General features: G+C 31.1%; 22 protein-coding genes. 9 read left to right on the top strand and 13 right to left on the bottom strand.

The window, feature by feature from the left end:
• Positions 1–3: 3 nt before the first annotated feature.
• Positions 4–510, bottom strand: a complete 507-nt coding sequence (locus ACWVCY_RS09020) for a metal-dependent hydrolase (RefSeq protein WP_455142226.1) — start codon at positions 508–510, stop codon at positions 4–6.
• Between the two features lie 125 nt (positions 511–635).
• Between ACWVCY_RS09020 and ACWVCY_RS09015 the strand changes: the two genes are divergently transcribed.
• The gene (locus tag ACWVCY_RS09015; RefSeq protein ID WP_455142224.1) at positions 636–1,376 is read left to right on the top strand and encodes a metallophosphoesterase family protein; all 741 of its coding nucleotides are present in this window, start codon (positions 636–638) and stop codon (positions 1,374–1,376) included.
• A 114-nt stretch (positions 1,377–1,490) separates the two neighbouring features.
• Positions 1,491–2,018: a Rab family GTPase gene (locus ACWVCY_RS09010; RefSeq protein WP_455142222.1), complete on the top strand. Its 528-nt coding sequence runs from the start codon at positions 1,491–1,493 to the stop codon at positions 2,016–2,018.
• 12 nt (positions 2,019–2,030) lie between these two features.
• Here ACWVCY_RS09010 and ACWVCY_RS09005 read toward each other — a convergent pair whose 3' ends face one another.
• The gene (locus ACWVCY_RS09005) at positions 2,031–2,255 is read right to left on the bottom strand and encodes a hypothetical protein (RefSeq protein ID WP_455142220.1); all 225 of its coding nucleotides are present in this window, start codon (positions 2,253–2,255) and stop codon (positions 2,031–2,033) included.
• A 13-nt stretch (positions 2,256–2,268) separates the two neighbouring features.
• Positions 2,269–3,525: an aminotransferase class V-fold PLP-dependent enzyme gene (locus ACWVCY_RS09000; protein ID WP_455142218.1), complete on the bottom strand. Its 1,257-nt coding sequence runs from the start codon at positions 3,523–3,525 to the stop codon at positions 2,269–2,271.
• 345 nt (positions 3,526–3,870) lie between these two features.
• Between ACWVCY_RS09000 and ACWVCY_RS08995 the strand changes: the two genes are divergently transcribed.
• Together ACWVCY_RS08995 and ACWVCY_RS08990 are read left to right on the top strand one after the other, a co-directional pair.
• Positions 3,871–4,545 (top strand): ABC transporter ATP-binding protein, encoded by a 675-nt coding sequence (locus ACWVCY_RS08995; RefSeq protein WP_455142217.1) that lies wholly within the window; start codon positions 3,871–3,873, stop codon positions 4,543–4,545.
• 9 nt (positions 4,546–4,554) lie between these two features.
• Complete coding sequence (locus tag ACWVCY_RS08990) at positions 4,555–6,381, top strand: hypothetical protein (protein ID WP_455142215.1); 1,827 nt, start codon at positions 4,555–4,557, stop codon at positions 6,379–6,381.
• On the opposite strand, the gene ACWVCY_RS08985 is transcribed toward ACWVCY_RS08990, so the two are convergent.
• Together ACWVCY_RS08985 and ACWVCY_RS08980 are read right to left on the bottom strand one after the other, a co-directional pair.
• Positions 6,378–7,202, bottom strand: coding sequence for a hypothetical protein (locus tag ACWVCY_RS08985; protein WP_455142213.1), 825 nt, complete (start codon positions 7,200–7,202; stop codon positions 6,378–6,380). The two genes, ACWVCY_RS08990 and ACWVCY_RS08985, sit on opposite strands and share 4 nt — an antisense overlap.
• A 184-nt stretch (positions 7,203–7,386) precedes the next feature.
• Complete coding sequence (locus tag ACWVCY_RS08980; RefSeq protein WP_455142211.1) at positions 7,387–9,312, bottom strand: N-6 DNA methylase; 1,926 nt, start codon at positions 9,310–9,312, stop codon at positions 7,387–7,389.
• Positions 9,313–9,446: 134 nt separating this feature from the next.
• Between ACWVCY_RS08980 and ACWVCY_RS08975 the strand changes: the two genes are divergently transcribed.
• Both ACWVCY_RS08975 and ACWVCY_RS08970 read left to right on the top strand, forming a co-directional pair.
• The gene (locus ACWVCY_RS08975) at positions 9,447–10,277 is read left to right on the top strand and encodes a hypothetical protein (RefSeq protein ID WP_455142209.1); all 831 of its coding nucleotides are present in this window, start codon (positions 9,447–9,449) and stop codon (positions 10,275–10,277) included.
• Positions 10,278–10,281: 4 nt separating this feature from the next.
• Entirely contained in the window at positions 10,282–10,806 is a 525-nt protein-coding gene (locus ACWVCY_RS08970; protein WP_455142207.1) for a nucleoside-triphosphatase, read from the top strand.
• Here the strand turns inward: ACWVCY_RS08970 and ACWVCY_RS08965 are convergent.
• Both ACWVCY_RS08965 and ACWVCY_RS08960 read right to left on the bottom strand, forming a co-directional pair.
• Positions 10,782–11,204: a response regulator gene (locus tag ACWVCY_RS08965; protein ID WP_455142205.1), complete on the bottom strand. Its 423-nt coding sequence runs from the start codon at positions 11,202–11,204 to the stop codon at positions 10,782–10,784. The two genes, ACWVCY_RS08970 and ACWVCY_RS08965, sit on opposite strands and share 25 nt — an antisense overlap.
• Positions 11,205–11,288: 84 nt before the next feature.
• Positions 11,289–11,927: a GNAT family N-acetyltransferase gene (locus ACWVCY_RS08960; protein ID WP_455142203.1), complete on the bottom strand. Its 639-nt coding sequence runs from the start codon at positions 11,925–11,927 to the stop codon at positions 11,289–11,291.
• Between the two features lie 40 nt (positions 11,928–11,967).
• Between ACWVCY_RS08960 and ACWVCY_RS08955 the strand changes: the two genes are divergently transcribed.
• Positions 11,968–12,975: an amidohydrolase family protein gene (locus ACWVCY_RS08955; protein ID WP_455142201.1), complete on the top strand. Its 1,008-nt coding sequence runs from the start codon at positions 11,968–11,970 to the stop codon at positions 12,973–12,975.
• A gap of 15 nt (positions 12,976–12,990) precedes the next feature.
• Entirely contained in the window at positions 12,991–13,773 is a 783-nt protein-coding gene (locus ACWVCY_RS08950; protein ID WP_455142200.1) for an MBL fold metallo-hydrolase, read from the top strand.
• Between the two features lie 11 nt (positions 13,774–13,784).
• Here ACWVCY_RS08950 and ACWVCY_RS08945 read toward each other — a convergent pair whose 3' ends face one another.
• From ACWVCY_RS08945 to gatE, 5 genes are all read right to left on the bottom strand, one after another.
• The gene (locus tag ACWVCY_RS08945) at positions 13,785–14,267 is read right to left on the bottom strand and encodes a hypothetical protein (protein WP_455142198.1); all 483 of its coding nucleotides are present in this window, start codon (positions 14,265–14,267) and stop codon (positions 13,785–13,787) included.
• 244 nt (positions 14,268–14,511) lie between these two features.
• A complete protein-coding gene (locus ACWVCY_RS08940; protein WP_455142196.1) occupies positions 14,512–14,904 on the bottom strand; it encodes a restriction endonuclease in 393 nt (130 codons plus the stop codon).
• Between the two features lie 240 nt (positions 14,905–15,144).
• Complete coding sequence (locus ACWVCY_RS08935) at positions 15,145–15,582, bottom strand: hypothetical protein (protein WP_455142194.1); 438 nt, start codon at positions 15,580–15,582, stop codon at positions 15,145–15,147.
• A gap of 70 nt (positions 15,583–15,652) precedes the next feature.
• Positions 15,653–17,056 carry a Glu-tRNA(Gln) amidotransferase subunit GatD gene (gene gatD / locus ACWVCY_RS08930; RefSeq protein ID WP_455142192.1) on the bottom strand — a complete coding sequence of 468 codons (1,404 nt, stop codon included), beginning with the start codon at positions 17,054–17,056 and terminating at the stop codon, positions 15,653–15,655.
• Entirely contained in the window at positions 17,056–18,930 is a 1,875-nt protein-coding gene (gatE, locus tag ACWVCY_RS08925) for a Glu-tRNA(Gln) amidotransferase subunit GatE (protein ID WP_455142190.1), read from the bottom strand. The genes gatD and gatE overlap by 1 nt, the downstream gene beginning before the upstream one ends.
• A gap of 324 nt (positions 18,931–19,254) precedes the next feature.
• On the opposite strand from gatE, the gene ACWVCY_RS08920 reads away from it, so the two are divergent.
• Entirely contained in the window at positions 19,255–20,358 is a 1,104-nt protein-coding gene (locus ACWVCY_RS08920) for a histone-like protein (protein ID WP_455142188.1), read from the top strand.
• Between the two features lie 13 nt (positions 20,359–20,371).
• Here ACWVCY_RS08920 and ACWVCY_RS08915 read toward each other — a convergent pair whose 3' ends face one another.
• Positions 20,372–23,032 (bottom strand): Eco57I restriction-modification methylase domain-containing protein, encoded by a 2,661-nt coding sequence (locus tag ACWVCY_RS08915; protein ID WP_455142186.1) that lies wholly within the window; start codon positions 23,030–23,032, stop codon positions 20,372–20,374.
• Positions 23,033–23,093: the final 61 nt, after the last annotated feature.

Here is a 23,093-nt window from a genome sequence, read left to right as displayed (position 1 = left end):
ATGTTACTTCGGGGCTTTTCTTAGAAGTTTGATACTTATTATAATAAATCCTAGGAAAAAAGTAGCTATACAAAATAAATAGGGAAAAGAGAAAGGAAATAATGCATAGAAAGAATTACCTACATTCAGAGGATAGAGTAGATCCATTTCAGGATAGAGAATAGCATCTAGAAATACATGTGAAAAAGTACCAATGAAACTACTTATCAGTGATTGAAAGAAAGAATATTCTCGAAAGATGAAATCGAAAGATGAACCAACATTCTTTTTTGCAAGAATTTTATTCAAACCCCAAGAGCTTATTCCTATTAAAACTCCTAGGATGAAAGAACCAGTAAATGAATGAAGTGGTCCATGAAGAGGTAGATTTGAGTTTGGAAAAAGGAATATCGCAGAAATTCCTTCCACGTCTGGAATAATACTTCCTACAAAAAGAGCAATAATATCTAAATAAGGAAAAATAGCAATAAATAAGAAACTAAAACCAAAATGAAATGGTGTAAAAGGCAATTTATTCCCCTTTCAATAAAATGATTTTTAATAACCTGATCTAAGAATGATATTAATGTCTAGTTATGATAATTTTAAATAGCTATAAAGGTGTCAAGTTCAACATTAATTACAGAGAGATTACAATGCCCTACACTCTAGCAGTGATATCTGACATTCATGCTAATTTAACTGCTTTGGATACAGTTCTAGAGCATATTAAACAAGAATATCCTGAAATAATCGAGATTTATTGTCCAGGAGATCTTGTTGGATATGGCCCTGATCCTTCCGCCGTTATTGATCGAATATTAAAAGAGAAACATGTAACTGTTATTACTCGTGGTAATCATGATCATGCAGTCGGTGGTGGTGGGCGAGATATTGCTAAATTTAATCCCTACGCTCAAAAAGCGATAAACTGGCAAGTTGTAGTTCTTTCACAAGAGGAAAAATCATTTCTATATCAGCTACCAAATTCTCGGACATGCATTCATGGATCGTTCCCTGCAAGAATAGCAATCGTTCATGGATCCCCAACCTATCCATTGGATGAATATATTCTTCTTGGGACGTCTCAGCAGAAGGATCTCTTTCCCTTTATGGATCTCTTTGAATTGGATATTTTACTCTTAGGACATACTCATATTCCATTTATTGACATTCAGATTTCAAAGGATTCAGGGAAAAGAATGATAATGATGAATTCTGGAAGTATCGGTCAATCTCGTGATAGAGACCCTCGTGCTAGTTATGGGGTAATTGATGTAGAAAAAATGAATGCAGAAATAATTCGGGTAGATTATGATATTGATCTGGTTGAAAGAAAAATTATTGAGGCTAGTTTACCCGAGTACCTTGGACAACGATTACATAAAGGAATTTAAGAAAGTTATCTAATTATGGGGGGCCTATCTATGGTTTTTGCTTTTTATTCTCCATATAATATAAACAAATAAATAAAAGGGAGGTGAAAGAAACATATCATAGGAGTTGTACTCATGGCCAATGATGAAGAAATGGATAGCATTCGAAAATATAAAATCATATTGGCAGGGGATGGTGCAGTAGGCAAAACAACTCTTATTAATAGATTTATTACAGGAAAGTTTGCGGCTGATTATAAGGCAACAATTGGGGTTGATATTTTTTCCAAACGTTTTAAGGTGGGAGGACAACATATTAATCTACAAATTTGGGATATAGCAGGACAATCATTATTCAGAAGTTTTCGAAAAAAGTTTTATTCCCAAGCTCGAGGAGCTTTACTTGTTTTTGATTTAACAATGCCAAGTAGCTTAGATAGCTTAAATAACTGGATTTCAGATATTAAAGAAGTAACTGGAGAAATTCCTTTGATTTTAATAGGAAATAAGTCTGATTTAATGGAATTACGTTCAATTACAGATGACAATATATCTAATTTTTTATCGCAATCAGAGATTGTAGATCATTTCTTGACCTCTGCAATGACTGGTGAAAATGTAGAAAAGGCATTTCATGAACTTGCATTGCATATTATTGCCTAATCTCTTCTTTTTTTAACTTGGTAGTGACCAGACAATCGCTTTCTTCTCCCGGGAGATTGTCTTTTTAATTTGTCCTTTTGCAGCAAGCTCTGCAAGAGCTGAGGGCATTTTGTCGGGACATTCGGCTAATCCAAGTAATGTTGCTTCATCGATAAGTTGTTTGGTTGTAGCTTCATGCATATCTTCTAATAATAAAATTATTAATTGCATGACCTTTTCTTCATCTTTAAATGCCACAAGATATTCCTCATTAAGTCAGCATACTAATAATTTCTTCGAGTGTCGCAATGAAGATTTCTATTTCCTCTACTGTATTATAGAGATACCAACTTGGTCTTAGTGTTCCCTCATTAAGATTGATTGTATGATGCCAGTAATGAGCACAGTGGTACCCAGATCTAAGAAAAATATTATTCATTTCATCCATGAGAATTGCTACTTCATGGGGATTTATTCCTTTAAGATCTATAGCAGCCAATGCAGCTCGGTGTTTCGGATCTTTTGGGCCTAATACTTGGATTTTTTTCCCTAAAGTTTCTTCTAATCCTGTAAGCATTTTATTTGCTAGGTGAACTTCATATTCTGCAATATTTTCCATTCCTACCGAGTTCAAATAATCAATTGCTGCTCCTGAACCAATGGCCCCCGCATAATCTTGAAGACCAGCTTCAAATTTTGAGGGTGGATTAAGCAATTCAATGTTAACTTTTCCTGAATTTAATGCTTTTACATCAGAGACGGTTTCTCCACCTAGAATAAGAGGTTCTAATTTTTCAAGTAAGTCATACTTCCCATATAATATCCCCACTCCAGTTGGTCCGAGCGCTTTGTGCATGGATGCTCCAAGTAAATCGATTTCCATTTTCTGAACATCTATTGGTGTATGGGGGAATGATTGGGCCGCATCTAGTTGGAGAATCCCCTCATTTTCATGTACAATTTTACCTAGCTCTTTCACAGGAATTTTAGCTGCGGTCACATTACTTATATGATTTAGGCTCGCTAAGAAGTTTCTAGGAGAGCATTTTTCTACAACTGAAGTAAATTTCTCTATGTCAAAGACACAATCAATGTGGGTTGGAATAATAATTAGATTAATTTTACCGAGACTTTCAAGACGTACCCACTTAACCAAGTTTGAATTATGTGATTCTGAGGTCGTTATTATAGTTGGTTTCTCCTTTGAGTTTAGGTTTAATATATTACCACCTAAATTTAAAGCTTCAGTGGTATTCTTTACCCAAACAACTTCTGATGCATCCTTAGCGTTGATAAAAGTAGCTATTTTTTTCCGTGATTCATTATACAACCTTGTTGTCTCTCGTGAAAAAGCATGGGGACTTCTACCAGCACAGGCAGTATAATGTGAGTAATAATCAACTAAAGCATTAATTACTTGCTTAGGTTTTAAAGACATACAAGCTGAATCGGCGTAAATAATTGGTTTCCCATCTTTTAATTCATGAAGAGCGGGAAAGTCTTCGCGAATACTTGAAACATCTAACATTCATTTGAACCTCTTAGATTTTAACATTTAGATTAGTGAACTACAGTGGTCCATATTATTCATCTTCTTTTGCAACAGTTTAGTCAGTTTTAATTTCTAATTCTAAAATATCTGACCTATTGATAAAATATTCTACAACCGATTAGAAAATATCAGATTTTTATCTTTTAGTGAGTGTTATACAATTTTTTAAAATAATCTTTTTCAAAAAAGCTTTTCATTTTCTCTAGTGGGATATCATTAATAAATACATACCAAGATTTCATTGAATAAACAAGGATGTAAACTCAACAAACTAATTACTGTACCAGAAAGATTAAATCATAATTCAATTTGTATAGTTTTATGGTTCATTATGTAATTGAAATGAAAGATGTTGAAAAATCTTTTTTCCTTGGAACAGAGAGAATCAATATCTTCACAGACCTGTTTTATCAATGCAGAGAAAACAGTTTTTCATTAATAAAAGGTCCAAGTGGTTGTGGAAAATCTACTCTTATTGCATTGATAGCAGGATTAACCTTAGTTAATTCAGGAAGTATTAGAGTTTTTGATCACGATCTTCATGCTATGAATACAGAATCATTGGCAATTTTTCGCTCTATGACTATTGGAATAGTATTTCAAATGGGTCATCTAATTAGTAGTTTAACAATTAAAGAAAACATACTTTTGCCAGTAGTTTTAACAGAACGAGATGAATATGACTACGAACAGCGTGCAAATAATTTAATGAAAGAATTTTCCTTGATCCATAGAAAAAATTCTCTTCCTCGTCAAGTAAGTGGAGGAGAATTTCAAAGAGCTGCTTTCGTTCGTGCTTTAATTCTTGATCCTCCTTTACTACTTGTTGATGAAGCAACTTCGAATCAAGATCAAAAAACAAGACAAGTAATTATCGATAAACTCACAGAATTAAAAGGAAAAAAAACTATTGTTGTTATTAGTCATGAACCCGAAATTGAACCTCTAGCTGATCAAACTCACATCCCAATCCATGGATGTTTACAGCAAATATAGGGGATAGAATTGGGTAATTTAACGCTTGCTTGGAAAAACATATCACGTAATCCACAAAGGTCACGAATTTTTATATTTACTCATTCTCTGTCAATGGCGACTGGAGGTATATTCTTTTTATTATCAAAAGGTTTATACTCTGAAGTATCTTCATTTCAAATCAAATTTAATATTAGTATTTTAAATCTAATGACTAGATATTTAGAATTTACACAGTTCTTTGCCCTTCTTTCTTCAATATCAATTGCTAGTGTCTTAGCATCTTTATTAACAGTTTCCCAGATGGATGATTTCAGTGTGCTTTCTGCCCTTGGTGGAACGTTTAAAAAAATACAACGAATCCCTCTTACAAACGTTTTGTTAATTAATTGCTTTTCAGTTCTATTAGGAGCGATAGAGGGATTGATTGGAGGACTTATTTTTCAAATTTTACTTGGATTTAATATAAACCTTACTATAGGAAAAATTATTGATTATTTTATATTTGTTGCTTGGTTCTTTTTTCTTTCTATTGCTGGAACCTATCTTATCTCTGGTTTTCTAATTAATATTTTAATTAAAAGAAAATTCCAAGAACTGGCTCTTAGTCAATATGCGATTGAGTCAAATTCTGATCAAAGAAGAATACTAGGAATATCAACTAAGAAAAAGCCTGCTTTTTTACTTGGGTACTTATTTCAAAAAAGGTTCAGGTTGATATCTCGTGTCGTAATTTTTGGAATACTGACTTTATCCTTAATTAGTTCTTTTGGCTTGCTTGGTGGATCTATTATTCAGGAAACCTCCAATGAATACATTAATCATGGGTTTTCATCTGACGTAATTATCATAACTCCTTCTTTGGATTTATCAATCCTTCTTAAAGATCTCTACAACCCTTTTAATAGAATAAATTTCAATTTTTCAATGAAAATAAGTAGCGAATCGATTTCAGAACAATTTATTAAAGAGATTCAAGAGGAAAATAGTTCCTATGAGAAAAGATGGTTTTCATTGGGTTACATATATTTTATTCCAGGTATAAATTATGAGGATATTTGGACTGGAGCAGAAAATACAACTTTTCCAAGTTATTTTTGGGTTATCGATGAAATATCAACAATCTTCCAATATTATTCTTGGAAACTTCCATATGATTCTCCTCCAGAGTATCAACCTATAATCATCGGGGATGGGTGGAAATATCTCGTAAGGAAAAATACTATTACCTCATTAATTCCAAAACAAATAAATGGTATTGATCTTTCCGTTAAACGCTTTGAAATAGAGAAGACAGTCATTGATCCTTTTGCTAAAGGTCATTCAATTTTTTTATGGAGATCCAGTATGCTGGAATTATATCCTGAATTATCTGTAAATTTTACAAATGTATTATTTGTTAAAAATCCAACAAGAAGGGTTTACACCTTAATTGAAAACTATAATTTGCATTGGTTTTCTTTAGAACCTTTTAAACAGCTTTATCATGAAGATACGAGGAATTACTGGTTTTATTCTAATCTTGCATTTACCCCCGTATTTGTTTCAGCTTTTCTTTCCCTTTCTACTTTTCTTGTTATACTTTGTAATGTTTTAAATCAAGATCTTTCTATTATTAGGGCTGTGGGTGGTCGAAATCTCATTATTCAAAGAATTTTATTATGGATCATAATTTTTCTGTCTTCTCAAGGTTTTTTTTACGGAATAATACTCGGATTTTCGACTTCTTATTCTCTAATTATATCCAATCCTGCTTTTCCTGCCCTTTCTTCTTGGTTAGTTTTATTTGGAGCATCAATTATTGTTGGTCTGGCAATATACCTGTATGTAAAACAACTCGCTAAAAAAATTATTTAATTAGAAAACAGTCGGTCTAATTGCCAACGTTTATTTTCAACCATTTTTAATCGTTTTTTGGATAAATGAGGAAACAAATTACTGGGCAGATCGGGAAAAGTGTCACGGACAGCCTTCAAACAAATAGCTTTGCTCCAAATTTCTGGTTTTTTCAGAAATCTTGTCTTTCTCCGTGATATAAAATCTCGTGCTAGTAATAAAACACGTTGTTTAATGTGAAATTTTTCTAGTTGTGAATAATGAGTTAAATTTAACTCCTCATTCATTGTTTTAACACATATAACTATAAATGAGGATTCTTGTATGTTTTGTTGCATAATCTGATATTTTTTACGGAGTTCAGGAATAGAAGAAAGGATCTTGAGTTTCCACTTGATTATCTTTGGCTTATCAACATGAAGGCCAAAATCATGGTTAATCTCATTAATTACAGACTCAAGAATTGTTAAACCTAAAAAATTCAAATATACCTCAATAAATCCTAAATAGGAATTAATCCGATTTTGGAAACTTCTTACGCCCAAATTGATATCAGAATCTCGGTAACAAATTGTAATCTCATTCAACCAAAGTTTTGGGAAAAATCGGCAGAGTAAGGATGAAACTCGGGAGTTTTCTTTAAAACGTCTGTCAAAATGCGTTTCTTGATGAGTTATCTGATTGTGTAATAATGCAATACGTGAAGGAAAATTTTCGTTATTTTTTAGTATTTTTGCTGCCAGGATTGATCCTGTGAAACTAATTACTTCATTTTCGTGATTTTGATAGAAATCATCGTGACAAATTTCATCTTCCCATTTAATTTCATTTCTTCTTAGCACTTTTTTATTCCATTCCTTTTTTATAATCAATATTTATATTATACATAACTTAATATTTAGGTGCTTAAAAAGTTTTGTATTTTATAAATTATTTATATACTTCTCACTTTTTTATTATAATAAAAGATATATAGTCAAAAAAGTTTAGATCTACAAATATCTCCCTCTTTAATGACCCTTTTAATCAAATTCTTAGTAATTTAGCAAAATTTGACTTTAATTGAGCTTTTTTGAGGAGAATTTTTTTAGTTTGCTTAATTAAGTTCTTTTTTAAGTTAGAATCCTTTGGAATAGGAAGTAAAAGCTCATTAATTCGATTTCCTAAAGTTGAAATTGTAGCTTGGATAAAAATTTTAGATTTTATCTGATTCTGACAAATCTCAGTGTTTAAAGCCCAAAATAGTAAGTATTCATTAAAGAACTCAGAATTAAAATTGACTCGAAATTTTCGTATATGGGATTGGATTAGAATCTTGGTTTCATATGGGGTAACTAATGCACATCTCCCAATTAAAAAGGTTCCATCATTGACAAATAGAATATCTCCAGCTTGGATATCTTGTTTATCCTTATATTTGTTCCAGATTTCTTCAGAGACCTTTTTGATTGGATTGAGATTTATTTCCCAGTTAAAAATATCAGAGGTTCGTATAAAAGGGATTTCACCTGTTCCATAACTCTTTACTCCTATTTCATGTCCACGATTGACTTTAATAATTTTAGCTTTAACCAGATCACCAAAACGGATTAATTCAAATTTATCTTTATTAATTTCTTTCAATTGATTTTTAATATCTGGATTATAATATTCAGGAATTAATATTAGGTTTTTCAGTTCATTAATGTTTAATACAAATCCAAATTTAGACGAATCAGGTAAAGATCCACTATTTTTTAAATAAATCTTGTAATTATTAATTACTTTCGAGATATCGGAATTATTATCCTTATCATATAGTTTAATTGATTCTATTATTCCCATAAAGAAAGAGTAATTAACAGGTGGTGGAGATTTTTCAAGAATTAAGATATTTGTTTTTACAAAAGTATAAGGTAAAAATGTAGCCTGAGGACAACTAATAATAGCTAAAATTGTTGAGCATTTTAAAATAAATTGAATAATGTACCTATCAGATGGATTTGATAATACACCTTCAGGTAATATAATTATCATTTTCCCTCCAGATTTCAAGAATTCTAAACAACGTTCAATAAATAAAATTTGAGGAGCTTGGGATTCTCTCAATGCTACTTTTTGCCAATCACCAGTATTAGGGTCTTTTTGCCATTTAAATCCTAGCTGAAACTGCTGAAGAATTTCTTTATCATTAACAGGAATTTTTGCTCCAAAAGGGGGATTTACTAAAATCAAATCAAAGAAATTAAAGTTAATGTTTATTTTTAGTTGATCAGACCATGACTGATAAGTTGAAAGGGCATTACCTTCAATAATTCTCTTATTATTAGATCCAAGGAGAATTAAATATAGTTGAGTTATTTTTGCAAGAAAATTATCTTTCTCTATCCCCCAAATTGAATTATATCCATTTAAAAACGCATTGATGAGAATATCTCCTGTACCACACGCAGGATCTAATATTTTGATATTATTATTCGAATTGATTAACCCCAATAGTAATTTAATTATAGGGGCTGGTGTAAAAAATTGGCCTTTATCACCTCTTAAATTAGATCCCATAAATCGTTCAAAAAGAACTCTAAAAATAGTTTCCTTTTTAGAAACGATAGAAATGTTTTCTAATTTTGAGACTACAAATTCCAGTGATTTATCATCAAATTTTATTTCATCTCTGGGTTCCATAATTGTCGGATATTTTTTATGGATTTCTTTGAAGAGAATATTAATTCTTTGTTTAAGAGTAAGCTGATTGGGATATTTTGTTTGGAAAAAAACTGGTTCTTCAAATTTCGTTTCCTGTTCATCCTTGAGTTTACATATGAGTAAAAATAGCATCTGCTCTACTAAAAGGTCATCTTTAGTTGTTCCAGCTAAATTTCCTGCTAAATAGTTTCGGATTTCGATAAAAATTGAATCAGCTTCATAAGAGTCAATTAGATCTTTTCGACATATGAAATTACCCGAAAGCACCCGAATGAAACCACCAAATAAATAAACTCTTTATATTTAGATTAAACTAAAATATTGTTGATTATCATCAGTAGATTTCATTAAAGTAAGATTCTTATGATTTATGATTAGCAGTACTCTTCAAGAGATTTGATGTGATTGAATTGTGTCCTCCCATGCTTGATTTTCATTTCGAAGTCAGGAAGCTTGAGGACGAAAATGTACCCCTTTTTAAAAAATTTAATGAATTAGAAGTAAGACATCTACTTAAAGAATTTTTCGGTTTAGATGATGATCGTTTTTTTGAATTTTATGAGGTAAAACGTCCTGGATATGGAATAGATCGTTCTATTCCAGTTTTTTCACCTTCCCCAAACCATGAATACTTTACTCTTCGAGCATTTCCTAAACCTGAAATTGGAAATGAGCCTGTGTTTAATCAAGCTGTTTATCGAAGAGATCGTGTAAAAACTTTAATTGCTGCACTTCGAGATCATTATCCTGCTACTTATTTTCTTGATACACGTGACTTTTTATTAATTTTACAGCGTTTTGTTTTTTCTCCTGTTTGTCAATTTGAGAACATGTCAGAAATAAAAGAATTACTAGAAATAATTTATCTAGCTTCTTCAGCTTGTATTCTATTAGACTTCAATGAAAATCACTGGTTAATAAAGGGAGATGGAAGACTAATTTACACTGATACTGATTATATGGGCCCTGGTCCCTTAAAAGACAGTCAAAAAGCTTTAGAAGAAAATTTCAACCAGTCTATGATTTTTTTCAATGAAAATAATTGTCATCTATTATCTGATGCTCTTCATCAATTATCTAAGAAAGAAACTGGGCATTTAAATTTTGTTAGAGACTTTATTAAGACTCTAGAAACATACTTGGTGAATTGGAAATCAATTGATATTACTTCAGAATCTCTGAAGAAGAAAATAATTTGTTTGGAGCAGGTGGTAAATAATACAAAGCTTTAACCACTTGATTTTAACTGGAAAACCAGGTACTGGAAAGACTACTCTAATTATAGAATTATTGGAATTTCTTAGGACTAATCATCCCCAATGGAGAATAATTGGTTTTTATAGTAAAGAAGTGAGGAAAAAAGGGAAGCGAATTGGATTTGACCTAATAAGCATTGATGGGAAAAGAGGTACACTTGCTCGGACAGATGAGTTTTTTACTGGCATTAAAAAAACTAAATTTGGTCGATATTATCTTAATTTGGACGAACTAGATAAATTTTCTTCAAAGTTAAGTATGAAGGCGGATCTGGTAGTTATCGACGAAATCGGGAAAATGGAAATAATGTCATCAAAATTCAGATCAAATGTTTTGTGGTGTTTTCAGAACTCACGTGTCTTGTGTACTATGGGTCAGTTTTTTAATCCCTTTATTGACCAAATTCTCCAATTTCCGAATATCATAATATATACTATTACGAATGAAAATAGGAAAATTTTAATGACGAATATTCTTAATCAAATATGTGAGGATACTGGTTGAAATGAAAGAATTCTTTTTATTCGATTGATTAGTTCTTCATTACTTGACCAAGGCTTTTTTACGAAGTCAAGAGCTCCACATTTTAAACCCCGCTCAATATCTTTTTTAAAAGTAAGTGCTGAAATAAACACAACTGGAATTTTTGAAAAGCTTACTCTTTCTTTGATAAATTCACAAAAATCATATCCATTTATTCCAGGCATTTTAATATCTAGGAGAATTAAATCTGGTAGTAATTCCTGATTATTATATCGATTTATAAGAATAGAAGTTGCTTCCTTTACATCGCTTGCTGTCAAGACCTGATAATTTTCACCTGTTAATAATAACGTTAGTAAATCTAGTGTATCTTTTTCATCATCAACAACCAAAATAATAAAGGATAAATTAGTTGACATTACTAGTAAATCTCCAAAATAATTCTTCATAAATTTTTAATATTTTAACCGATTTTGTAAATTCTTTATGCTTTTAAGTGTCAATTAGAGATAAAATTCACCTGTTGGCTGAAAACCAAAGCTACGAATAAAATTTATCGATACTTCATTTTCTTCAAAAACCTCACAGATTAGCTCATCAACAGAATTTTGTATAAAATACTCTGCAGCACGGACTGCTAATGAAAATGCTATCTTTCGTCTTCTATATCGGGGATCTACTCCAATTCCTGCTATGACTCCTTGATGTCCTATTTCTTTATCAAATTTTATTAATGGTTCAATTGTAAGAAAGATGAATCCTACGAGTCTTCCATACAATTTTGCTACAAATGTTGATTCTTCATTAAAAAGAGTAACATCTTCATAAGTTAAAGATCTATAGGGATCAGGTGCAGTAATAAATGAACGATTATAAAGACGTATAAATTCCTCAGAGTCAGTGTCTAATTTTAGATTTCTAATTTCTATTATGGAATGATACTCATCATCTCTAATAATTTTTTTAATATTTTCGATTGCTTCTAAACCTTGATCAAAAGTCATTTTCATGACTATAAACTTATACTTTTCTTTTTGTAATTCGGTACTTATAGTTTTAGTTGTATCTTCTCGTAAAAAAAGACGACGCAACTTTACTGATTTTCTCTCATCTTGATTTGAGCTTGTTGGTTGAGAAGGCATTATTTTACCCTTTTAAAAGATACACAAAAGTCAAAAGATAATGAATAAAACTATTTCGCTTTTACCTTCTTTTCAAATGAATCGGAATGGTACTATAGTAGATGCTCATGTACATCCAATAAGGTCGTTAGCTACAGGAGAATCTATCATTAAAGAAATGAAGGAGGCGGGTGTCAAAAAAGCAGTCTTATTAGCTCTTGATCTTGATAAGAATGTTTTAAATGACGATATTGAACTTAAAAATCAAATAATACAAGATTTATGGGCATATTCTCTTTTTATTGACCCTGAAAAGCTTATTAATGTTATGTATCAAATGTTAGACATTGGTACTACTCCTAATTCATTAATAGCAAAATTGGTGGCGGATTTCCCTGAATTTTTTATTGGATTTGGTTCAGTTAATCCAAGAAAGAATGAGGAGACCGTAAAAAATCGGCTTGACGAGATTAAATCATTGGAATTAAAGGGAATAAAACTTTTACCAACTTTACAGTTTTTTAAACCAGGTTCCACCTTAGAGATAATAAAAAATAGACATCAGAGACAAGTAAATGCGAATATTAAAAGAATCTTCTCTTTTGCTAAAAAAGAAAACATTCCTGTTCTTATTCACCCTGGAAAAGATCCTGGTCCATGGGAAATTCATACACTCCGTTGTGTTCAAGATTCACACCCTAAAATCTGGCGGAATATTCTCAATCGTTTTAAAAATAATAAATTTATACTTGCTCATCTTGGATGTTATGGATGTGATTCCTATGATGATACTTGGTTGAATGAAGCAGTTAATTTAGCAGCTTCCTTACCTAATCTTTATCTTGACACATCAGCTGTTCCTTATCATCTTGAGAATAAGCAAATAGTCAAATTGATACGAAAAACATGTTCTTTTGAGAAAATTATATTTGGTTCTGATTCACCTGTAGTATATAGGTCTTCTATGTTACATAGCATCAAAATTATCGAAAATTCACCTCTATTAACAGAATTAGAGAAAGATTTAATACTTTTTGGGAATGCGCTTGAATTTTTAGAACTTTACTAGGCAAGGTAGATTTTTTTGTTCAAAGTTTGTGTTCTAGGATCAACGAGCAAAGGTAATTCAACATTCATTAAAATTAATACTACTTCTTTTTTAATAGACGCTGGAATTAGTGCACGAGTAATATCAAAACGGATAAGAGAAATCGGGGAAAAAATGAGTGATTTAGCAGGTATTATTATCACTCACGAACATAATGATCATATCAAAGGCATAAAGGCTTTAGCTAAAAACAATCGAATTAAATGTTATTTATCTGACGAAACTTTTGGTAAATTGAAAAATAAATTAAAAAATATTGATATAGAGCTGATAGAAATTGGAAAATCTTTTAGCTTAAGTTCCTCCAACTTAGAAATTATCCCCTATGAGAGTTCGCATGATTCTGTTGACCCATTAGTGTTTCGTATTGATTATCATCAAATTCCATTGATTGGTTATATTACTGACTGTGGTTTTCTCAATACCTACCTGATTGATGGATTTCGTGGTGTTAAGATTTTATTTATTGAATCAAACCACTCTTTTGACCATCTTTTACAGAGTTCTTATCCAGAATTCCTAAAAGTGAGAATTCTTGGTCGGAAAGGCCATTTATCAAATTGGGCTGCTGGAGAATTCATTTACGAGGTTAAACCACAAATAGCAATACTTGGTCATATTTCAGAAGAAAATAACAGTCCTGAGGAAGCATTAGCTGAAATAGAAACGGTCTTAGCTGTCAAAGAAAGGTTCAATCTTCCTTTTCTAGTTATTAGTCCAAATGGTTCACGAAGTACTGTGATAAAGGGGAAATTATAAAGGGAGATTCCCTATGTATTGGATTTGAATCTATGTTTTATCCAATCATACCATGTAGTACGAAGAATAAACAAAAATGGGAAAATAACCCAGAAGAACAAAAAAAGAAATCCTACAGGCATTGATTCGATAGCAATTGCATTTTGAGGTGCATTTGGACCTTCAAATATAGGAATACCTAATGGTACTAAGATCATAAGTGCTATTAATCCGAGTCCTAGTAATAATGAATTAAAAATGGCTAATAGAACATTGACCCACCATAAGAATAAATTATTAAATAACCACGTTATTTGATTTGTTGAAAAAGCAGCTGTCCATAGTCCTTGAGTTGCATCTCCGAGGAAGCTTCCTTCTAACACTTCTATCATATTTATATTAAAAAGCATCTTCGAAACGCCAAGAAATGCTGTTCCTATAAAGAATAAGATCTCTGCTATTACGAAATTTACAATAAATCTGACTATATCCGAATTGCGATTGATTACGACCATCTAATGTCATCCTTTTAGAATTGTCAAGAAATTGCCAACATAATTAATCTTTTAAACTATAAAAAGTGCTATGATTAATCTTTATTAAAATTTTCCTGAGCTAAGATTTATTTACTGTTCATTAATTACTTTTTATCCTTTTTATTCTTCGAATATTTAAAATTATAGCAATTAAAATGCTTTTTTGGTAGGTTAATCCTATTGTTCATTAAATAATAGAAGAATAGGCCCTGTTTTTACAGATTTAAGGATCAAAAGCTGATGTTTCGTTCTTATAAATCTCACGTATTGAAATCAATTCTCCCTTAGTCAGAGTCAAAATACCTAATTTATCAGCTAATTCTCTTGCGGTACCAGAAAATTGATTTGCTACAACCATAATCTTGGAAAGATTAGGAGCATTTTCTTGTAATCGTTCTGCTTCTATAATAACGTTATAACCACAAGACCTAGACCAATCTTTAACAACAACACCAATTTTTCCAGAGAAATCTGTTCTATTATCGCGTGAACCATCTACTAAATAAGAAAAACTTAACTCACGATCATTTTTACCAATAACTGTGACATTAGATTGAAAATCAAAATTTCTAAAATTTAAAAAATCTTGAACAAGCTCTGATAACTCATAATCCATCTTTCTTGAACCCAACCTTTGTATCGAGTCATTTAATTTGGTGAATATTTATTATGGACTAATCCTTTAAAAATATTACCAGTTAATTCTTAGATATTACCTAAATAATACGTATTAAATCTTTCATCAAATTCCTTACAATTACATGAAGAATATTTTAAAATTTCATATTTTTTGTCGGTTTTAAATCCATAAAGAGAAAAATAAATTCTAATTCAAATAATGAAGAAAATTAAACAATTAAGATGATAGCTCCGTTCCACAGTGAATACAACGCTTGTGAATTGTGTCCTTTGGATATTCTGAATAACATGCTGGACATTTTATTGTTGTAGATATCTTTGGCTCAGATCTATGTGATATATTAGCCATTCCCTCCCTTTTAATTGTTCCTACATTCTCTTCAGATTGATGGGTTTTTCTTTGAAAAATATTTTGAAAAAAAATTCCTAATTTATTTTTATACAATTGGTAGAAAATTGAAACAAACCCTGAAAGACCTAGAATTAAAAATAACATTGCAGCCACAAAATATGCTGAGATGGTTTCATACAGTATTTGAAGATAAAAACATATTATACTAAGGAATATAAAAAAAGTACTTGATAGAAATTCTCTAAGATATTTTTTTTGCTTTAGAAATTCTTTCAATTTGTGAAATAGGGGATTTTTTGTCATTTTTAAATAAGATTCCTATTATTTGTTTTTATGGCTTATTATAAGTGCAGTAATTTCCTAAACTCGTGCCCTAGATTTTTTCGAATACTGATTTAATACCTGGCTCAATACCTTGGAATATACTAAAACCAAATCTTGTTTCTCGATCTGTAATTTCCCCTGCAATGTTTGTTTGCATTATTTGTTTTATTTCACTTAAATTAGGTGGAAAACCTGTATGACCCAAAGCCCAAATTAATTTAGGATATGCAGCTTCTGGAATCATGTTACTACCTTCAATAACTCCTCTTGCTAACATTTCTCTACCAGTTTCATATACTCTAAGATGACAATATCCCCATAAAGGTTGTACTACCATCACAATTGGAATTTGCTCTTCCTTTGCTCGATCAAGTGCGTTATATAATTCTGTACTGACATGGCCGAGTCCTGTACCGATTATAACAACTCCATGGTATTTTTTGTCAATGACTGAATGTAAAATGTCAGGATTCATTCCAGGATAGAAATATAACATTGCAACACGAGGGTCAATTTTTACATCCAATAGAAATTTTTCAGGTAAATTTCTAGGTTTAACTGGTCGAAAGTATGTAATTTCTTGTGTTAACCAATCAATTTTTCCTAAAGGGGGGACTCCAATACTACGAAAAGTGTCTCTACGACTGCTATGCATTTTTCTTACTCGTGTTGGCTGATGTAAATAGTCATACTTATGTGAAGTAGAACCTAACATACATACAAGAACCTCTCCACAATCAGCATACCCTGCAACAGTAGAGGCATTTAATAAATTGATAGCAGCATCAGATGATGGCCGATCTGAACTTCTTTGAGATCCAAGTATGACAACGGGAATCGGTAGGTTTTGTAAGAAATAAGAAAGAGCTGAACCAGTATAAGCCATCGTGTCAGTGCCATGGCCTATAATAACACCATCAACTCCCCTTTCTATCTCTTTTGCTACTTCCTGAGCTGTCTTAACCCACCATTCAGGTTTAAAGTTTTCGGAAAGTATCTCAAAAAGAGTCCTTGGAGTTAAGTTTACTCTTGATTGGATTTCTGGTACAGCTGCGAATAGTTCTTCAGGAGTAAATGCAGGTAAAACTGCACCTGTGCGATAATCTAATCTGCTTGCTACGGTTCCACCCGTTCCTAATAATGTAACATTTGGAATTTGTGAATTTCGTTTGACCTTTATTGATGGAAGCCTATAATTTCCTTGAACTTCTCCAACTTTTTGAAATTTGATATCTTTTGTTATTTCTATACCAATATTATAGCCTGTATCTAAAACTCTAATAGTAATAAAGTCTTTTGCTGTAAAAGCAGCTCTTGGAAGGAGTATTCCATGAAATCGGGCTCCATTTGGCTTTGTAAGAATAATTTCAGACCAAACTATAAGGTTATTATCTTCTAGTACCTTCCGGACTTCACCAGAATAACCAGGTAAATAATCCTTTTCTTTCTTCATTAATTAATCCCTCCAATCATTTTTTCGATTGCTTTAGCAATTTGCTCACTTTTTAACATTGGAAAGTGAGTTTTTATAACATAAAACATCTTTTTTCGATTATTTTGGTTTAATGAGTTTAGTGTCTCATCTAGAATGACTTTTAACTTTCTATATTGATCTAGAGAAATTTCTTGGATAAAAATGTCGTATTTTTCTTTAATTTCATCATATGAATATCCACTATCTATTTTAACTAAGATATCTTTTAATGAGTCTTTAGAAATTTTATTAGTAATTAAATCCCGAATTAGGTTAGTGTAACCGTGTTTGCTAAGAACTTGTCTCCCTAGATTTTGTTGATGTATTATACAAGAAATTTTTTGAAAATGTCCAAGGATTACGCGTGTATTTTCTGGGTACTCCTTTACAAGTGTCGTGAAGTCAGAATAAAATTCATTATCAAAAAGAAAATCCAGGTCAAATACATCTATTGGAAAATTAGCAAAAAGCTCCCATGGTTTGATTAAATCAACTGAATGGAACTTCATTTCATCAGATATTGAGATGGGAGGTGTATCTGTATCACTATACATTCGATCTTTTCCATGAATTACTCTCAGAAACTCATTATTACCAGTTATGGAATTAACTCGTCTTGTTTCTTGTGGTATACCTTCCAGAGCCTGAATCATTCTTTCACGAAGGCGATTTAGTGCATGAAGGACTGATTTCTGATCACCTTTAATAACAACAAACGCATCTTTTTCATGTAAATTTAGCACCTCATTTATTCGGAGTAGATCAAGCCAAGATGCTGGATCATCTGAATGAGTCATGTTTCTCATTGGAATTCCAGCTATTAATTCACATCTGTCAAATAATTCTTCGCTGAATGTTTTTTCTGGTTGAACCTGTCTTATAAATATCCCTTTACATTTTGGTAAGCGAACAGCGAAAGCAACCATTGCTTTTGTAAGATCCCTAGTTGCAGATGAAACATCAATAAAATTAGGTTGAAAATCATTCTTATTAATACCTCGTTCCAACAGATCATTTTTTATATCAAGGAGGGCGAGTTGACGAAAAATTTCCCGGTCAACATATTTTTTGATTTGTCTAAAATCTTGAATCCCTTTTAGTTCAACTCTTGAACCCCCACTGACAGAAATGTTTACATCCTGTCTAATAGTTCCTATACCTCGTTTCCCAACTCCAAGTATTCGAAGTGATAATCCAATAAGCATTCCAAGTTGTAATAATTCCTCAGGAGTAGTGCAATCTTCATGATTGGTAATTATTTCAGTCAAAGGTATTCCTAAGCGATCTAAATTAAAATAAACGTTTCTATCTGATCTATCATAGAATCTAACACGTCTTGCAGCGTCTTCCTCTATTAAAACGTTATTAATTCGCACATTTTTATCTTTTAGATTAATAAATCCATCACGGGCAATAATAGCCGTACGTTGAAATCCTGTAGGTATTGATCCATCTAAATATTGTTTTCGATTAAAAATAATCTCGTCTACGGGAGAAGCACAATTGAAAAAACTGCTAATCTTAAATCCATTTTGAATGGTTTTCATACATGGCATAAAAGGAGGAGTTTCGTCCATTTCATAAGTACAGATATTATAGTCATTAAATGTTTCATAAATGACCCTATAGGATTTTTCAAACTCAACGAGCATCCCTGAATCAAAGTCCCCCATTTCCCCTAGAACTGGTCTAAATCTACGTTCAAATAAATAATCTGGTTCAAGATGAGCTGGAAGTAGTTGTGGTTTACAATGGCAGAAAAGTTTTCGATTAGAGATTAACTGGGCATGTACTTCAAGACCTACCTTTAATCCAATTTCTGAATAGTTATAGTTTAATTCTTGAGTTACCATAATTACAACTCTTTCTGTTCTAGGCAAGGATAGTTATGTATTTTATTTAGAAAGGTTTTTTTCTAATCCAGATTTAAATTTTATAGAAGGATTATTTACTAAAATCAATCCATTATTAAATAATATAATTTCGATGTTGAAAAGAATGGTGGAATGCTTTTTATAAATCAATTAATTAATATGATATAGGAAGTAAGGTGTATTCCTAAGATAAGACTAGCTTTTAAAGCTTAAGGATAATTAATCCCTTAAAAGAATCATCTAATTTTTATATTAGGCTGATTATTTGAAATTCAAACCGTTAAAGCGGAGAATTATTTCGGAATGTCGTTTAATCAAAAAAATAGTGAGGAAAATTTCACTGGATTTTCAGAAGTAGAAATAAAGAAACTTTTACGTCGAACAGGCATTCCACGTATTTCGAAAGAAAGTATTGACACGTTAAATAAACTTTGTAGTGGTAGAGCAAAGCAAATTGCTGCCAAAGCTGTACAAATTGCATTAGAGAATGAACGTGATGAAATTATTGCTGATGATATAACACAAGCTGTTGGATTATCCTCACCTCTAATAACTTTTGAATCATCACCTGAGGACCCACTTGTACATTATGTCTGGTTTCTTAGCTCTGGTGGGACTTGTCTCCTTAGACGTTCTTATTCTGGTCTCGAATTTCCTGATACTATTTTTGCTGGACTTTTAACTGGAATTTTAGACCTTATGTCAGAAGTTACAGGTAGATTAATTGAAAAGTTCTCAACTGATGATCTCATAATTCATATACGAAGAATTGGAGACATTACGGTAGCTGTAATCTGTGATAGTGATCGTGATGAACCGATTGATGAACTTACAGATTTATTAGCTGTTCGATTTAAGGAAGTATTTTCAGAAGAAATCCAAGAAAGTGTTATTGATACCTCAGTATTTGATGAATTCACTCCAGTATTGGATGCTCTAGTTTCTTCAGCAGGATTGAAAATACCTCAACAGATGAGTAAGGTAAGGAGAGAGGGAGCAGCGTTATCTGATAGGCAAATTGAAGAAACCATTGATGCTGCTGCACTTAGAGAAGCAATGAGAAGAGCAAAAACTCAAATTCAAGATTTTGCAATATTTAAAAAAGATGAAGATAAAACCACAATACCAGTAGAAGGATTGCTAGATGAACCACCTGATGTTCGTGAAATTAAAGCAGTTCTAAAACAAGCTTCACAGGACTTACGTACTGAGTTAAATACTGAATCAAATGGTTCGGAGGCTAAAGAGGTATTACGGAATGAAGTCATGAAAGAATTAACATCAGATTTTCCTGAAGCATTCCAAAAACAAACAGTTCTGAAGAAAAAGATTCCTTCTGTACCTCCTAAAAGTATCAAAAGTAAACCAAAAAAAGTGAAAAAAAGAAAAAGCAGAAGAAAGAAATAAATCAATAATATAATTAGTAACTTTTTCTTAATTCTAATTCAAAATTTTTTCCTTTAGGATATAGATTAAATATTATTGAATCAATTGTTGCACGAGTCCTTCTTAAGTATTCAATTTCATTGAAAAGTTGTTTTTGAAGATATTTATGAGAATTAGTTCTTTTGAGGTCTCCAAAAAATTGATTTGCGTTTGAACTTAACCAAAATCTCAAAAAAGTGTTTTGCCTATTAAATTTATTAACATCTTCAACTTCATATGTATTCCAAATTCTTTCTAAGAAGGAAGATATTTTTTTCCCCGATTCAAGGGCCAATTCTACTGCAGTTTCAAGCTCAACCATAATCTTACTGTTTTGAGGATTAATAATAGGTATAGGTAAATTCTTTAGATCATTAATCCTAATTTGAGGGTAACGGTTTTTACCAGATGATCTTATAATATTGAGTTCATGACCAAGATATGTAGCAACTGATGATGCTAAGAATCCTAAAATAAACTTCAATGTATAAGGTTGTTTTATTTTATAAATGATATGTGTATTACGAAGAGAAAAATATTGATTTTCATCTAATGTACAAATAAATCTATTCGCAGATTGGCGTAGAATTAATTTAGGTTTAAGAAATCGGTTAATGTCTCCAGAAATTAATAAAACTCTTTTTCCATCAGGGCTATAGTTTTGCCGATTTTCATATAACTCATTTTCATAAACTTTATCAAATCGACAGAAGCTATTAGGCTGATCTGGAACCCAGAATAAAATGAAGGAGTCGGGAAGGCCATGACTACCATCAATTACTGGATGCCAATTGGGATCAAGAGGATAACGCGATAAAAAATTAGTTTTAAGCAATTTTCCATATTCTAATCCACACTTTATAGAAGCAATCCTTCCTAATGGAATAGAATTTTTTAATACTGATGAGAGTAGAGTTGGATCTTCTTGATATTTAAAAAAATAATTTAGATTTTTCATAAAATCCATTTGTCTTATTATTTTACAAGTAGACACTTGAGAATATTGGAAAACTAGAGTATTTTGGTCTTTTGGATGAGTTTTTTTTAGAACTAGTATTCCAAGATCAACAATTGCTTTTGGTCTATAATCATAATTAATTAGTAAAAATTTAAAAGAATAATTTTCAATTAAATGTTTTCTAACATGTTTATATGATGGAAGATCAAAAAAAGAGTTGTCTAATACGAATCCAAGTAGTCCTCTAGGCTTTAAGAAGTAATCAAGACAGATTCCAAGAAAATAGAGATATAAATTATCTCTTCGTCCAGTATATTTTCCTAATCGTTCATTCAATATTTTTTGGGTTTCTTTATTGATAATATTTTTAATAAATCGACTATGTAAAGCTAAATATGGAGGATTAGATAAAATCACATTAAATTCGTTTTTTAATTTACTATTCTTTGAAATAAATTCTTCTATAATATCAATTGTTGAGAAATAATTTTCAGATTCATTTGCTTCTTGACCACAAAATTGATTTAATAAAATCCATCCCAGTTTAACTGAATCTTTATTATAATCATTTCCTGAAATGCAAGAGTTAAGGATATCTGATCTAAGAGATAAAAGGGAAACCTTTTTGGAAGTACTCTTAAGGGAGTAAAATGCTAGCCATTCTAAGGCAAAAATCAAGAGAATCCCAGTTCCCATAGCAGGGTCAAATAAATGGAATTCTTGCAAGATATCATTATTTAATAAATAATTTCCTAAAGTACGTTCTATTAGCTGCATAGTAAGATCAATGGGAGTATAATAAGCCCCCTCTCTTGATTTATTGGAGTTTTTATCTAATGATGGGTAAATATTCAAAAAATCAATGATTTTTGAATCTATTAGCTTTAATATATTAATTTCGTTTGAATCTGGGGTTTTAAATAGTGTTTTAAGAAATTCAGGATTAAATTTACCCTTATTACTCAAAATAATTTTTAAAATTAAATTATTCAAGTTGTTAGATGAAAGAAAACGTTGAATGTGAATTAATTGATTTCTTTCTTGAATTTGTTCCTTGAAATATGATGATATTTCATCTGAAAATAAAATTTTAACTTCTTTCAATTGCTGGATTACTAGTGGAACAATTTGACTATAAGGTTTTTCTGAATTTTGATAGTATGATTCTAGTAAATGATGTAATTCCGGATTTGGATAATTTTGATTCGAAAAAAGTTCTTGATCAGTGAAGGATTGCAATTTAGTTGGATTAAGGACGATCGAAGCAATAAATAATGAATCTAGAGGAGAAAATAGAGGACTCCACCATATAAAATCGCTGATTTTGGATTTTGTAAAACAAAAAAGCTGAGATTTGGGATCTAAAACAAAAACCCATTTTACAGAAGTTTCATGCAAAATCTCAAAAATTGTCAACAATTCAATAGAATTTGAATAAAATAACTCAGAAATATCACTAGTAGATCTTAAAAACCCTAATTCTTGATATATTCGGATATTTATATTATTAATTACTTTTTTATGAATAAAATTCTCTTCAATAATATTTATAATGGAATTTTTTAAAGTCTGATAAAATAACTCTTCCTTATAGACATCTTGACTTGTGAGAAGCACATCAATAACATCTAGGATGATTTCAATTTGAGAGGAAATCGAAATGGAATGAAGCAAACTTTGGGGTAGAGCATTATACATATCTTGGAATCTCAATTAAAGTTAAATTTGTGTAAAAAGGTACTTAATGATAATTATTAAT

The sequence above is a fragment of the Candidatus Hodarchaeum mangrovi genome (genome assembly GCF_975850365.1).
Note: the sequence above shows the minus strand (reverse complement) of the source record. Positions and strands in the feature narration are given on the sequence as shown.